Here is a 13979-nt window from a genome sequence, read left to right on the forward strand (position 1 = left end):
CAGCTATCGTTTCTTATATGCTTCAATAGCCTTATGTAGCCATTCTTTAAACTCCTTTACTCCTTTGGCAGGATTATAACCATATCCTTCCTGTAGCAATCTTTCTTCCTTTCCATCCAAAAAGAAATAATTGGGTTGAGAGTTGCTGCCAAAGCGGCTCACCTGTAAATGCGTATTCAGATCGCCAAGCGTTTCTACTTGTTTACCCAGGTCTTCAGAATAGAACTGCTCAGCCACAGGCAGCATTACACTGCCATCATGCACATCCACAAACAGAGACGCAATTACAAATTCCTCTTTCAATAATTTCATTACTTCCGGATCGCTCCAAACCTGAGTTTCCATTTTTCGGCAATTCACACAGTTGATGCCGGTAAAGTCGAGCATTAAGGGCTTTTTTAGTTTTTGGGCTACTTCCAAAGCTTCTTTGTAATCGAAGTAGGTCACCATACCATTGTTGATCACTACATCGGGTTCATTTTTTTCATCACCTCCGCAAACTTTACGGGATGCGGCAAAGCACTATCATGTGCTATCGCAACTCCGCCACTTGCAGGAGCGGTTAATTTGGATACATCAAATCCTTTGGGGAGATCATCTGCATTAAAGTCCTGCGTACCCATCGGAGGCAGAAAGGCTCCTAAACCCTTCAACGGAGCGCCCCACAAACCGGGCGTAAGATATACTGCCATGAAAAAAGCAGCTATAGCGAAGAACAAACGGGTTACCGATAAATAAGGAATACCAAAATCATTTTTGGGCAGCTCATCATCATGTTTAAACTTCAGCTTACCCAATAAATACAATCCTAATAAAAAGAAGATCACAATCCATAGTACTATGAATACCTCACGGTCTAAAATTCTCCAGTTTTTAGCCAGGTCAGCATTAGACAGGAATTTCAGCGCCAAAGCCAGCTCTAAAAATCCCAAGGTTACTTTAATGGCATTTAACCAGCCACCTGCCTTTCCTAAAACATTTAATTTACTGGGGAAAAACGCAAATAAGGCGAAAGGTAACGCCAGGGCTACCGAGAATCCAAACATGCCTGTCAACGGCCCCCAATAGCTTCCTTTCGAAGCTAAAACCAGCAGGTTGCCAATAATAGGTCCTGTGCAGGAAAAGGAAACGATCACCAAAGTAAGCGCCATAAAAAAGATACCCCAGAAACTGCCTGTACTGGCTTTACTATCTGCTTTGGTAGACCAGGAACTGGGTAACTGTATTTCAAATGCGCCCAGAAAAGAAATACCAAAGATGACAAATATGGCAAAAAAGACCAGATTAGCGATCCAGTTGGTAGATAGATTATTGAGTGCCGCCGGACCGAAAATCAATGTTATCAGGAAGCCTAGTAAAGTAAATATGATAATTATCGATAAAGAATAGATAACGGCATTCTTGATTCCTTCCTCTCTTGTTTTACTACGCTTGGTAAAAAAGCTTACGGTAACGGGTATCATCGAATACACACATGGTGTAAGCAATGCCAGTAAACCGCCTGCAAATGCCGTTAAAAATATCCATACCAAGGATTGGCTCTGGCCGTCAGATCCGCCGGCTGAAGCGGTTGCTTTGCCCCCTTTCCCTCTCCCGGCATAATTACAAGTCGAAATTCCTTCTCTACCGATGGATATTCTTCCCCAACATTGAACATGTAAGCAACGGTTCCCTTTACCAGCACCGTGTCGGTTTCAGCAATCTTCAATGTTTGCACCCATTGAACGGAGTCTGTTACAAAAGCAACGTTTAAAGAAAGCGTTGAATCTATCCGGGATTGAATATTTCCTTTTTCGCTAATACCTCCTTTTAGATAACTGGTGAGGCTGCTATCGAAATTCACCTGCGAAAAAACTGCATCATTTGGACTTTTCTGAAGCGCATAAAGGCTAACGCCAGGCTTTACAGGCTTTGCCGTAATAGTTATAGCAACCTCATCTTTATTAATACGCTTCTGGCCAACGGAAAGCTGCACTGCTGTGGTATCCTGTGCCCCTACAAAGAACATGGATAATAATGCCCAAAATGATAGTAAAAAACGCTTCATTATTGAATATATATTGTTTCAGGGCATTCCTCTGCTGCCCTGCCTGCTATATTGCAGTCAAATTACTAAGTAAACAACAAAGCTATCGTATTGTTGGTATTATTGCATTTTTCCCATGCAAACTTCCAGGCTGGTCTTCCAATCAGGAATTTCTAACTGGTAAGTTTCCTTTATTTTGGTTTTGTCGAGCACACTCCAGGCCGGTCTTTTAGCCGGTGTGGGATATTGAATAGTTGGTATAGCTTTCACTTCACAATCAGACTGTATAAGGTCTTTGATAGCAAGGGCAAATTCATGCCAGTTAATGCGGCCTTCATTTGTGTAGTGATAGACCCCGGCTGCCATCGATCCGAACTAATGATGTGCATAATAGCTGCTGCCAGATCTGCCGCGTAGGTTGGTGTTCCGTATTGATCGCTAACCACATTTATCTGCGGTTTATCAGCCATCAATCGCATCATTGTTTTTACAAAATTCTTTCCAAAGGTTGAATAAACCCAGGCGGTGCGGATAATAATAGCGTCCGTATTTTTTGAGGCCAACTCTTCCCCGCCAGTTTAGTGCTACCATATACACTTACCGGTTGGGTAATATCTGACTCTTTATAAGGCTCGGTTCCATTACCGTCAAAAACGTAATCAGTAGAAACCTGGATCAATTTAGTATTATGGGTAGCACAGGCCCTGGCCAGGTAGCCAACGGCGTCCGCATTCAACGCCTGTACATTATGCAGCTCTACGGCATCTTCCGCTTTATCAACGGCGGTATAAGCTGCGCAGTTAATACAAAAATGGGGTTGATGCTCATCAAAAAACCGGTTTACTGAGGTTTCATCAATTATAGAAAGCGTTTCTCTATCAGTGAATAAAAAATCGAAGCCCGGATATTGCACGGCCAATTCTTTTATATCTGAACCTAATTGACCGTTGGATCCTGTAACCAATATTTTTTATTCGCCATAAAATTTTTTAAAAATTATTCTTACAACCTTTTAAAGAAGGTAATATTAAATCCTTGTCAGACACTACTGCAGCTCCTTCCGGCAACTGCCAATCTATTGCCAATTCCGGATCATTATAAATAATTCCTCCTTCGCTTTCTTTATTGTAAAGAGCATCACATTTATACATAACTACGGCAGTCTCGCTTAATACAGAAAATCCATGAGCAAAACCGGCCGGGATCAGCAGTTGCTTTTTATTCTGCGCTGTTAATTCAATCGAAAACACCTGACCATAGGTCGGCGAGGCTCTTCTGATATCAACGGCGACATCGAGTATTCTCCCCTCCAAAGCCCGAACCAGTTTGCACTGAGCGTGAGGATTTTGTTGATAATGCAAACCTCTTACTACTCCGTAGCTCGAAAAAGATTGGTTATCCTGCACAAAGTTGTACTGCAAACCCTCTGCTTCAAATATTGAACGATTGTAGGCCTCAAAAAAATAACCGCGGCTATCCTCAAAAACCCGGGGCTCAAAAATCAATAAACCGTTCAAAGGTGTTGTAGTAAATGGCATTATAGACTATAGTATTTTCTGTTTAAAATTTTATTCCGGTAGATACCCTTTAAATCCGCTATAAGGGCAGTTGGCTTGGTAATACTGCAAAAATAGTCGTCACCGAGCAATAAATAATCTTTATGTGGTACGGCAATCACTACAGCATCGTAATCAGCTGATATTTTTTGCTTCAATTCGATGTTATACTCTTTTTCAGTTCTTCAGACGTTGCATAGGGGTCTTCCACATCAACAAGCACCGAAAACTCCTGCAGTGCTTTTACGATCTCGGCCACCTTACTGTTCCTGATATCACTTACATCCTCTTTAAATGTGGCGCCTTTTACCAATACTTTAGCCTGCCCCACATTGGTGCCCGATTTAATAATATGCTTTACTATTTTCTCAGCTACATATTTGGCCATTGCATCATTAATATGACGGGCTGATAATATCAGCTGTGCTTTATAATCCAGGCGACTGGCCTTATAAGCCAGGTAGTAAGGATCTACACCCGTACAGTGCCCGCCCACAAGTCCTGGCTGAAACTTTAGAAAATTCCACTTGGTGCCTGCTGCTTCCAATACTTCAAATGTGTTGATGTTTAGCTTGTCGAAAATTACCGACAGCTCATTCATAAACGCAATATTAAGATCACGCTGCGTATTCTCCACAATCTTGGCGGCTTCTGCTACTTTGATAGAAGAAGCCCTGAATACTCCGGCATCTACAACCAGTTCATATACTTTGGCGATTTGCTCTAATGCTACAGGGTCACAGCCAGAAACTATTTTAGTAATATTATTGAGCGTATGTATTTTATCGCCCGGGTTGATCCTTTCTGGGGAGTAGCCCGATTTAAAATCAATACCATTACTCAGACCAGATACTTTTTCAATAACCGGTAAGCAATCTTCCTCGGTGCAACCAGGGTATACGGTAGACTCGAACACGACATAATCACCTGTACTTATTACATGCCCCACGGTTTCAGAAGCTTTTATAATAAAACGCAGATCCGGAATATTTTTATCGTCAACCGGCGTAGGAACAGCAACAATATAAAAAGCGGCCTCTTTTAGTGCATCAAGTGAACTGGTGAAAATGATATCTGTATTTTCGAAAGCTGAGGCATCCAGCTCTTTACTGGGATCAATGCCCTGGTTCATAAGATCGAGCCTTTCTTCATTGATGTCAAAACCGATGACAGAAAGCTTTTTCGCGAATGCGAGTGCAATGGGTAACCCCACATACCCCAGGCCAATTACAGCGAGCTTGGCTTTTTTGCTAGCAGGTTGGTGTACATGCCGGCATTATCGATTTACAAATTCCAGAACAGTATTGGTAATATAGGCCAACTGCTCCTCATCCATTTCTGTATGAATGGGTAGAGAAACTACACGTTCCGTTAACCAGTCTGTTACCGGTAATTCCTGGTTTTCCGTATTAAAATGAGCAAACATTTTTTGTTTATGCCCCGGAACCGGGTAATAGATCATTGCCGGAATTTTCTTTTCAGCTAAAAAAGCAACCAGTCCTTCCCTATCTACACCATTCAGCAATAAAGTGTATTGATGATACACATGGCTGGCAAAATCGGCTTTAGCCGGAACAGTTAATTTATCCGTTACACTAAAGGCTTTATTATAATATGCAGCCACAGCCTGCCTGGCTTCATTATAAGCATCCAAGTGCTTTAGTTTAATATTCAGTATCGCAGCCTGCACACTATCCAAACGGCTGTTACAGCCTACCACATCGTGATAGTACCTTTTGCTTTGACCATGGTTGGCTATCATCTGCATTTTAGCGGCCAGCTCATCATCATTGGTACAAATAGCGCCCCCGTCGCCAAAAGCGCCGAGGTTTTTACTGGGATAAAAAGAAGTACACCCGATGTGACCGATGGTACCCGTTTTTTTCACCGTCCCATCCAGGAAGGTAAAATCAGCGCCGATAGCCTGCGCATTATCTTCTACAACAAACAGGTTATGCTTCTCTGCAATAGCCATGATGGCTTCCATATTGGCAGCCTGCCCATAGAGGTGCACGGGAAGGATCACTTTGGTTTTAGAAGTGATCTTGCTTTCCAGCTCATGAATATCGATACAAAAAGTGTGTTGATCAACTTCTACAAACACCGGTTTTAATTGTAAAAGAGCGACCACTTCAGTAGTGGCTATAAACGTAAAAGACGGTGTGATCACCTCATCGCCAGGCTGCAATCCTAAAGCCATTAAAGCGATCTGCAAAGCATCCGTACCATTAGCGCATGGAATTACATGTTTCGCACCCAGATAATCGGCCAGGTTTTTAGAAAACTCTTTTACCGCCGGACCATTGATAAACGCACTACTATCCAGCACATCTAACACTGCATTGTCAACCTCATTCTTGATCTTAAGATACTGGCTGCGGGTATCAACCATCTGGATAGGACGCATAGGGATTAATTTAAGGGGGCAAAAGTAATAAAATAAAAAGCAATATTATAGATTGCTTTTACATTTGCGAAAAGGCAAACCAGTGGATGTTTTAATGTATAATATTTCAATAAGGCTGTACCAGCTGGCGATTTTAATCGCTTCCTTATTCAACAAAAAGGCGAAATGCTGGCTGGAAGGAAGGACAGATATTTTCAACAAGTTGCAAAGCGCGATTGGCAAAAGCAATAAAGTCATCTGGATGCATTGCGCCTCTCTGGGAGAATTTGAACAGGGACGACCGGTATTGGAAGAATTGCGTTTACAATATCCTGAACACCAGCTTTTGCTTACCTTCTTCTCACCTTCCGGCTACGAAATCAGGAAGAACTATGCCGGAGTAGATTGGGTATTTTATTTACCATTGGATACGAAAGCCAACGCCGGGAAATTTATGGATATAGTAAAACCTTCGTTATCCATCTTTGTAAAATACGAGTACTGGTATCATTACCTCCACAAACTACATCAAAAAAACATTCCTGTAATCCTTATTTCAGCCATTTTCAGGGAAAATGCACCGTTTTTTAAATGGTACGGCAGTGTACACCGAAAAATGGCGAACTATTTTCATCATTTATTCGTGCAGAACCAGGAGAGTTATGACCGTATTACCAGGATAGTGCCGGCCGTGAAGGTTTCTTTAGCCGGGGATACCCGCTTCGATCGGGTAAAAACTATCGCAGACAGTTTCGAACCTTTACCTCTTATTGAAGCGTTTATCGGGGGTAAAAAAATAATGGTAGCCGGTAGCACCTGGCCTGAGGACGAACTTATATTAAAAAAACTGATCGAAAACCAGCCGGATCTATCATTAATTATTGCACCTCATGAAATTACCGACACACATCTCCGGTTTTTAAGGGAAACCTTTGCAGGAGCAGCATTTTATTCGGAATTGCTAAAAGCCAATAATGGTATCTCGTCCGAACGCGTGCTGATCATCGATAATATAGGTATGCTTTCCAAACTCTACTATTATAGTTTAGTGAGCTATATCGGTGGAGGATTTAACAAATCAGGGATTCATAATACGCTGGAAGCAGCGGTTTACGGTAAACCCGTATTATTTGGTCCTAATTACCAGAAATTTGCGGAGGCTACTGGCCTGATCAAAAACAGAGCGGCCCACAGCTATACTACTGATACAGAACTGATTCAGTTGACCCAATCCCTTTTTTCCAATGAAAATCTATTAAAGGAATACAGCGATAACGCCGGTAAATTTGTGGCCTCCCATACCGGAGCAACCAACCTTATTATAAACTGGCTTAAGAAAACCGCCTTTTAAGCAGTTGTTCAAACTGACTGGTTATAGGGTGCCCGGGCATCCAGCCATTCTTCGTCTTCAGTTCTCTTTCTATCCAGTATTCTGCTTCGGTGAGCGAGCTAAAATTGTTGATCGTTTTGATGCTTCGTTCAAACATGATCTCATCACCCCTGAAAAGCTCTCTTACAAAGGCAAGCCGGTCCTGTGCTGTAATAGCTTTATTCAGGTCTTTAATCGCATTTCTACCCGCCTTGGGAGTAGAAGCCTGTTTTGCCGCTTTAGATCCCCCGGCCCTGTTTTGCCTGGATAAGGTCGGCATATCATCCGCAAATTCAGTGCTTTCACTAAAGCTAAGCGTTGCCTGTCCCTCAATAGTTTTCAACTGCTGTTGTAATTTTATGAGCTCTTCATAGCTCGGTATTTCCCTTGCCGATTCCGGCGAATTGTCCTCATCCTCAGCTCCTTCCACTACCAGTTCGTAATATTCCTTCTCACCACTATCACTATCTCCATTTGACTGTTCTTTATCATCGATAAGCGTGTTACTACCGGGCATTGGCTTAGCGTTGGGAACGATAACCGAGATACCGCTGGTCCCTAAAACATCCACTTCACGCATGGTTCCGGCTATCTCATTCTGCAGCATTTGCACCGTACTCAACAATTGGCTCAATGGTACTTTTTGAGAAAATTGCATGTTTAGTTTTTCAATCAAACTTCTGATTCTTTCCATTGTCATTTTTTAATAGCACCAGCAGTAGTATATATTAATATCAGAATTGTCCTGGGAACATTAACTGAGATCGTCACACATTGGGCATCGGCACATAATAATCATTTAATCTGCAAAAACAATACCTGTTAATTTCCCATTACAACCCAAAGGTAGGTTTGCTCACCTTCTTTATATGTCATGAACTTCCCATAAATCTTAATAAATCCAGCTAATCATCACACAGACATACTACTTTTGGGAAATTTTAAACTAATACGCCAACGGACAATAAATATTGTGCAGGCCGACAAAATGTATAAATATTAACAATGTTTATTGAACCCAATTTAAGCGGAGAGCGGCGCGGCTGGATTGAAGTGATCTGCGGCTCTATGTTTAGTGGTAAAACAGAAGAGCTGATCCGCCGCCTGAAGCGTGTGAAATTTGCCAATCTTAAAGTGGAGATCTTTAAACCTGCAATTGACACAAGGTATGATGAACTAAATATTGTTTCACACGATACTAATGCTATCCACTCTACCCCGATTGACAATTCGCAGAAAATATTACTGATGGCCCAGGGTGCAGATGTTATCGGTATAGACGAAGCACAGTTCTTTGACGATGGTTTACCCGAAGTGTGCGATAAGCTGGCTTACCAGGGCATCAGGGTAATTGTAGCCGGACTTGACATGGATTTTACAGGGAAGCCATTCGGGCAAATGCCTTTTATTTTGGCCAAGGCCGATTATGTAACTAAGCTCCATGCTATTTGTGTAAAATGTGGCAATATTGCCAATTACTCGTATCGCAAAATACCGGATGAAGACCAGGTGATGCTGGGTGCGATGGACGCCTACGAGCCGCGTTGCCGCGTGTGCTATAACGAGAAAAAAGAAGCTTGATTTGAAACCTATTCTTACCTTATTTAAAAAGAACTCTTACTGGAAGTACGCCAGCAGTACAGCTTCTATGGTATATTATTATACATGGGCGCTACTATTTTCGTATTATTCCTGGCGATACAGGAACCCGAAAAAGAGATCTGGAATGGTTTGTTCTGGGTGATACAACTGTTCATTTGTATTAATGCTGTAGCAAAAAGTTTTATGCAAGAGAGCCGGGCACGAATGCTCTATTTTTATACGATCTCTTCGCCATCACATTTTATAGTGGCTAAGTTGCTTTTTAACAGCCTGCTGATGTTACTGATGACCCTGATCAGCCTGGTGTTGTTTTTTGCATTTATCGGCAATCCTGTTCAAAAAATGCTTCCTTTTATTGGGTTAAGCCTGTTGGGTGGATTTAGTTTGAGCATGGTATTTACCTTTCTGGCGGCTATTGCAGCTAAAGCAAGGCAAAATGCCGCTATTATGGCGGTTTTAGGCTTCCCCCTTATTGTGCCTCAACTAATGCTGCTCATGAAGCTATCTGCAGCGGCCTTTACCAGCCAACAGGGATTTGAATGGAGCGATGTACTACTCTTAATCGCCCTGGATTTCCTGGTAGGACTCTTATCTGTTATATTGTTCCCCTTTCTTTGGAGGGATTAATCTTTTGCATATCAGGCATATGCTCCCGAGCATGCGGGAAGATCAGTCGGCCACTTTCTATTTTAGATTATCCTTACACATTATCAACTTTCCACTTACTTTTGTGTTTATCAGTTTAAATTGGTTTTTAGTATGAGGAAAGCATGGTGGAAGATTCTCTGTGTGCTATTACTGGTATACGCGGTGGTAGGTGGTTTATTGATTAAGATACCTAATCTGCCGGTGCTGGGAGAAACCATTCGCAATGTTTTTTATCATGTGGGCATGTGGTCGGCAATGTTTGTATTGTTTACCTGCTCCATGGTACATTCTATCCGTTATTTAAGTAAAAACAATTTAAAGAACGATATTGCCGCCAATCAATATGCTTCTGTAGGCATCGTATTTGGTCTTTTGGGCTATGCTACCGGCGCCGTTTGGGCCAGCTACACCTGGGCCGATCCCAACAACCCGGCCTTTGATTCTTTCAGTGCGGTTGCACGCGAACCGAAGCTGATCGGCACAGCAGTAGCGTTATTGATCTATTTCGCTTATTTTATTTTAAGAAGCTCTATCCAGGATATTGACCAAAAAGCCCGGATCAGCGCTGTATACAATATTTTTGCTTTTGCAATGCTTTTCCCTACTATTATGGTGGTGCCCCGGTTGTTGCCGAGCTTGCATCCCGGACAGGAAGGAAATCCGGCGTTGAACTTTAAGGATTCCAGCCCGGCTATGCGTATGATCCAGTATCCCGCATTTATAGGCTGGGCATTGTTAGGTGTATGGATTGCAACGCTTAAAATAAGATTCAACTACGTAAAAGAAAGAAATTTTATTAAATAAAGATGGCAATGAAGTTTTTGATGTTCGTTCTATTCCTGCTTCCTTTGTTGGCGAATGCGCAGGCCAAAGAAAACCTGATGTATAGCAGTGGCAGGATATATGTAGTAATTGCCGTAATACTGATTATTCTTATCGGTTTGATCCTTTATTTGGTGAGAATTGAAAAAAGGTAAAAAAGCTGGAAGAAGGTAACACCAACGGATAGACAACCTCCCCTCCCGCTTTATTTTTGTTTGCTTTGCTGTGTATCATAGGTACCGTTGATTGCCGGAACCCATGAATAGTTACTTCTGTGTTTGCCAAATTACCTGGAAGTACCGACCATATCTGTTTACTGCCGGTTAACAAAATAAGTATTTTCTTAACCTTATAAATAACGATTAATTTCTATTTTGCCAAAACATTGAAAATCCTATATCTATGCATAACGATGACAACAGCTTTTTTGATGCCGTAAAAAAAGTTTTAGTAAAGCGGCTGAATTTACCAAATGGGACAAAGGTTTGCTGGAGCAAATAAGCGCCTGTAACGCGGTATACCGTATGCGCTTTCCTGTAAAAAAGAAGATGGCAGTATTGAAGTAATTGAGGCCTACCGCGTACAACACTCCCACCACAAAACTCCCTGTAAAGGTGGTATCCGTTTTTCTATGGCGGTAACACAGGACGAGGTAATGGCCCTGGCAGCTTTAATGACTTATAAGTGCGCCATTGTAAATGTTCCGTTCGGCGGTGGAAAGGGCGGTATTAAAATCGACCCTAAAAAATACACCCCATACGAACTGGAAAAAATAACCCGTCGTTATACGTCGGAGTTGATCAAAAAGAATTTTATTGGTCCGGCAGTGGACGTACCGGCTCCCGATTACGGCACCGGTGAAAGAGAAATGGCCTGGATCGTGGATACCTATGCAGCCATGCACCCGCATGAGATTGATGCAGCTGGTTGTGTTACTGGCAAACCCGTTTCGCAGGGTGGTGTAAGGGGCAGAAAAGAAGCAACCGGCCTGGGTGTTTTTTATGGCTTGAAAGAAGTATGCTCTATGGAAGAAGAAATGGTGAAGCGTGGCTTAACTCCTGGTGTAGAGGGAAAAAGAATTGTGGTACAGGGACTGGGTAATGTGGGCTACCACTCAGCCAAATTCTTTAGTGAAGCAGGTGCAGTAATTGTAGGTATTGCGGAATTTGAAGGTTCTATCTCAAAGCCGGATGGTATTGATGTGGAGGCCCTGGTTGAACATAGAAAAAGAACAGGCTCTATTTTAGACTTCCCTGGCGCTATTAATCTCGAACATAATGGTGCGGCATTGGAACTGGATTGCGATATTCTTATTCCTGCAGCTTTAGAGCAGGTGATCACCAAAGAAAATGCACCAAGGGTGAAAGCGAAGATCATTGGTGAAGCAGCAAACGGCCCGCTAACGCCTGATGCAGATGAGATTCTTTTGGCAAAAGGTGCACTGGTGGTGCCCGATATGTACCTGAATGCAGGTGGTGTAACCGTTTCTTATTTCGAATGGTTGAAAAACCTGAGTCACGTTCGTTACGGCCGGATGGAAAAACGGTTTAACGAAACCATGAACGAAAGAATTCTGCAGGAAATTGAAGACCTGACGGGCAAAAAAGTGGATGGCAAAAACCGTTCTTTAATCAAACATGGTGCTGATGAAATAGACCTGGTATATAGCGGCCTGGAAGAAACGATGATCACCGCTACACGTGAGATCATGAACGAATGGAAGAATAACGACAATATCCCGGATATGCGCACAGCAGCGTATGTGGTAGCTATCAATAAAGTAGCCACTACTTATGCAGAACTCGGAATCTTTCCATAATTACTTTATAACATTTACTAAAAAAGGGTCGCTCGCGCGACCCTTTTTATTCAGACATGTTCTGTTTTAATAGCCATTGGGCTTTATGAAATCAGGATTAGCATCTATTGCTTGCTGCGGTATAGGAAAAACAGTTTTATCCCCCGCATCAGCCGACTTGTCCCACCATTCACCTCCAAAACGGTTCCAGCGTATCAGGTCGGGACGACGATGACGCTCACCAAGAAACTCGCGTCCCAGCTCATCTACAAACTCATCATCGGTGAGCTTACCAATATTGGCAGCATAGCTTTGAGCCGGCCAGTTGGCCTCGGAGAAATTACGCTTCTTTACTGCATCTATTAATGTTGCCGCGCCAGCCTTATCTCCGGCCCTGTACTTACACTCAGCCAATGCATAATAAATTTCCGCAAGGCGAATTTCTGCAACGGAGTTCGCCATAAATAAACCTGCCGACCTTTGAAGCCATGGAAATTTCAGCAATCGTACACCTGAGTTCTCTTCGCCGGTTGCCACATGCGAACCTTCTGTCCAGCGACCACCTGGCTTTTCGGAGAACCGTCCTACCTGGTCTACAAAAATCAAAGGCTTACCATTGTATTCCTCCGAGCCATTTACTACTTTAGTACTGTCATAGCCAAACTTCCTGGCTGCGTTGAATTGATATAACTGGCCTATGATAAAGAAGCCCTCATAGTCACCATTAGCCGACGTAGTACGGTAGCTCTGTTTTCTTTTATCTGCAGCTGCAAATTTCTCGTAGGGCTTACCCAGCTTGTGGTTGTAGATATTTCCGTCCAGATCTCTCGAAGGCGTCATATGAACACCGTTCCAGGAGCTCCAGTCGTTATCAAATGCATAACGCATGGCATAGTGCATGTGCGCATTGTACATCCATCCGAAATTGTACAGATCCAGTTTATGAGGGAACTCAAATATATTCTCCGGCGACCGGTAACCGCCCACTCCCGACCGAAACGGCCCACGGTAATCGGCATCTAAACTATAGTCGCCATACTTTCCACTAATAATATCCTGTGCCCATTGCGCACATTCGGTATACTTGGCAGTGCCTGCCCATTTCTCTGCATTCAGGTAAAGACGCACTAATAAAGAAGCTGCACCCGCCTGGTCCCATCTGCCTACATTGCCATTTTTAGGTAGGTCGGGTAAAGACTCTTTTAGCTCTTTTTCAATATAGGCAAATACTTCTGCCGGTTCTGACTGGGGTTTCGATTCTTCCGCTTTTTCTATTATAGGAACTTTTCTGAAGAAGTCGAGCAGGAACATATAGAACCAGGCTTTCAACGTTCTTAGTTCCGCTACGTGTTGCTTCTGATCCGCAGCAGTCATCCCCATGGTAGTGTAATCCAGTTTAGCAATATCGTCCCCTATCACAATACATTGCATAATACCCTGGAATGGCCCAATCCAACCGCCATATACCTGTCCCTGCCTTACATCCCAGTTGTGGCCGTGCAGGCGGATCCACTGACCATCATCATAACCATGCTTACCCTTTTGTGTCCATACAAACTGATCAGCTGTAAGCTCCTGCAAAAGCCATCTGTCACCGTCCCATCCGCACCAATGGCCATGCTCATAAGGCCTTAGCAGTGCAGCTATAACAGAATTTTTATCGCCGTAATATTGATCGGCCGGAACATCGCTGAACATTTCCTCGTCCAGTTTGGTACAGGAGGCTATGAGCAATGCGACAAGTAATACCGGCAATTGAATTATTTTAAATG

Annotated in this window: 14 protein-coding genes and 1 pseudogene; 6 read left to right on the top strand and 9 right to left on the bottom strand. The window is 42.9% G+C overall.

What is annotated here, in order from left to right; all coding sequences use genetic code 11:
* Positions 1 to 3: 3 nt before the first annotated feature.
* The 7 genes and pseudogenes from MKP07_RS32265 to MKP07_RS32295 all read right to left on the bottom strand — a co-directional run bounded on the left by MKP07_RS32265 (position 4) and on the right by MKP07_RS32295 (position 5989).
* Positions 4 to 465, bottom strand: a complete 462-nt coding sequence (locus tag MKP07_RS32265) for a thioredoxin family protein (protein WP_240852190.1) — start codon at positions 463 to 465, stop codon at positions 4 to 6.
* Positions 465 to 1532, bottom strand: coding sequence for a protein-disulfide reductase DsbD family protein (locus MKP07_RS32270; RefSeq protein WP_240852191.1), 1068 nt, complete (start codon positions 1530 to 1532; stop codon positions 465 to 467). The genes MKP07_RS32265 and MKP07_RS32270 overlap by 1 nt, the downstream gene beginning before the upstream one ends.
* Positions 1514 to 2047 (bottom strand): hypothetical protein, encoded by a 534-nt coding sequence (locus MKP07_RS32275; protein ID WP_240852192.1) that lies wholly within the window; start codon positions 2045 to 2047, stop codon positions 1514 to 1516. Before MKP07_RS32275 ends, MKP07_RS32270 begins: the two co-directional genes overlap by 19 nt.
* A gap of 99 nt (positions 2048 to 2146) precedes the next feature.
* Positions 2147 to 2939: pseudogene (rfbD, locus tag MKP07_RS32280) on the bottom strand (dTDP-4-dehydrorhamnose reductase).
* Positions 2940 to 3015: 76 nt separating this feature from the next.
* Positions 3016 to 3564, bottom strand: coding sequence for a dTDP-4-dehydrorhamnose 3,5-epimerase (gene rfbC / locus MKP07_RS32285; RefSeq protein WP_240852193.1), 549 nt, complete (start codon positions 3562 to 3564; stop codon positions 3016 to 3018).
* Positions 3565 to 3736: 172 nt separating this feature from the next.
* Entirely contained in the window at positions 3737 to 4795 is a 1059-nt protein-coding gene (locus MKP07_RS32290; RefSeq protein WP_240852194.1) for a nucleotide sugar dehydrogenase, read from the bottom strand.
* A 63-nt stretch (positions 4796 to 4858) separates the two neighbouring features.
* Positions 4859 to 5989 (bottom strand): DegT/DnrJ/EryC1/StrS family aminotransferase, encoded by a 1131-nt coding sequence (locus tag MKP07_RS32295; protein WP_240852195.1) that lies wholly within the window; start codon positions 5987 to 5989, stop codon positions 4859 to 4861.
* 82 nt (positions 5990 to 6071) lie between these two features.
* Here MKP07_RS32295 and MKP07_RS32300 point away from each other — a divergent pair, with 82 nt between their 5' ends.
* Positions 6072 to 7319 (top strand): 3-deoxy-D-manno-octulosonic acid transferase, encoded by a 1248-nt coding sequence (locus MKP07_RS32300; protein ID WP_240852196.1) that lies wholly within the window; start codon positions 6072 to 6074, stop codon positions 7317 to 7319.
* On the opposite strand, the gene MKP07_RS32305 is transcribed toward MKP07_RS32300, so the two are convergent.
* Positions 7300 to 8031 carry a hypothetical protein gene (locus MKP07_RS32305; RefSeq protein ID WP_240852197.1) on the bottom strand — a complete coding sequence of 244 codons (732 nt, stop codon included), beginning with the start codon at positions 8029 to 8031 and terminating at the stop codon, positions 7300 to 7302. The two genes, MKP07_RS32300 and MKP07_RS32305, sit on opposite strands and share 20 nt — an antisense overlap.
* Before the next feature lie 311 nt (positions 8032 to 8342).
* Here MKP07_RS32305 and MKP07_RS32310 point away from each other — a divergent pair, with 311 nt between their 5' ends.
* The 5 genes from MKP07_RS32310 to MKP07_RS32330 all read left to right on the top strand — a co-directional run bounded on the left by MKP07_RS32310 (position 8343) and on the right by MKP07_RS32330 (position 12228).
* A complete protein-coding gene (locus tag MKP07_RS32310; RefSeq protein WP_240852198.1) occupies positions 8343 to 8918 on the top strand; it encodes a thymidine kinase in 576 nt (191 codons plus the stop codon).
* A gap of 84 nt (positions 8919 to 9002) precedes the next feature.
* A complete protein-coding gene (locus tag MKP07_RS32315; RefSeq protein ID WP_240852199.1) occupies positions 9003 to 9566 on the top strand; it encodes a heme exporter protein CcmB in 564 nt (187 codons plus the stop codon).
* A gap of 132 nt (positions 9567 to 9698) precedes the next feature.
* On the top strand, positions 9699 to 10391 hold the full coding sequence (locus tag MKP07_RS32320) for an ABC transporter permease (protein ID WP_240852200.1): 693 nt from the start codon (positions 9699 to 9701) through the stop codon (positions 10389 to 10391).
* Positions 10392 to 10399: 8 nt separating this feature from the next.
* Positions 10400 to 10564, top strand: a complete 165-nt coding sequence (locus MKP07_RS32325) for a CcmD family protein (RefSeq protein ID WP_240852201.1) — start codon at positions 10400 to 10402, stop codon at positions 10562 to 10564.
* A 410-nt stretch (positions 10565 to 10974) separates the two neighbouring features.
* Positions 10975 to 12228, top strand: coding sequence for a Glu/Leu/Phe/Val family dehydrogenase (locus tag MKP07_RS32330; RefSeq protein ID WP_240852750.1), 1254 nt, complete (start codon positions 10975 to 10977; stop codon positions 12226 to 12228).
* A 66-nt stretch (positions 12229 to 12294) separates the two neighbouring features.
* Here the strand turns inward: MKP07_RS32330 and MKP07_RS32335 are convergent, their stop codons facing one another.
* The gene (locus MKP07_RS32335; RefSeq protein WP_240852202.1) at positions 12295 to 13962 is read right to left on the bottom strand and encodes a RagB/SusD family nutrient uptake outer membrane protein; all 1668 of its coding nucleotides are present in this window, start codon (positions 13960 to 13962) and stop codon (positions 12295 to 12297) included.
* Positions 13963 to 13979 lie beyond the last annotated feature (17 nt).

Source organism: Paraniabella hibiscisoli (assembly GCF_022512515.1).
GTDB lineage: Bacteria > Bacteroidota > Bacteroidia > Chitinophagales > Chitinophagaceae > Niabella > Niabella hibiscisoli.

Coding starts and splice junctions, on each gene's coding strand:
- MKP07_RS32275 (WP_240852192.1), bottom strand. CDS start 2,047: ATGAAGCGTTTTTTACTATCATTTTGGGCATTATTATCCATGTTCTTT.
- rfbC (WP_240852193.1), bottom strand. CDS start 3,564: ATGCCATTTACTACAACACCTTTGAACGGTTTATTGATTTTTGAGCCC.
- MKP07_RS32295 (WP_240852195.1), bottom strand. CDS start 5,989: ATGCGTCCTATCCAGATGGTTGATACCCGCAGCCAGTATCTTAAGATC.
- MKP07_RS32305 (WP_240852197.1), bottom strand. CDS start 8,031: ATGGAAAGAATCAGAAGTTTGATTGAAAAACTAAACATGCAATTTTCT.
- MKP07_RS32310 (WP_240852198.1), top strand. CDS start 8,343: ATGTTTATTGAACCCAATTTAAGCGGAGAGCGGCGCGGCTGGATTGAA.
- MKP07_RS32315 (WP_240852199.1), top strand. CDS start 9,003: ATGGGCGCTACTATTTTCGTATTATTCCTGGCGATACAGGAACCCGAA.
- MKP07_RS32320 (WP_240852200.1), top strand. CDS start 9,699: ATGAGGAAAGCATGGTGGAAGATTCTCTGTGTGCTATTACTGGTATAC.
- MKP07_RS32325 (WP_240852201.1), top strand. CDS start 10,400: ATGAAGTTTTTGATGTTCGTTCTATTCCTGCTTCCTTTGTTGGCGAAT.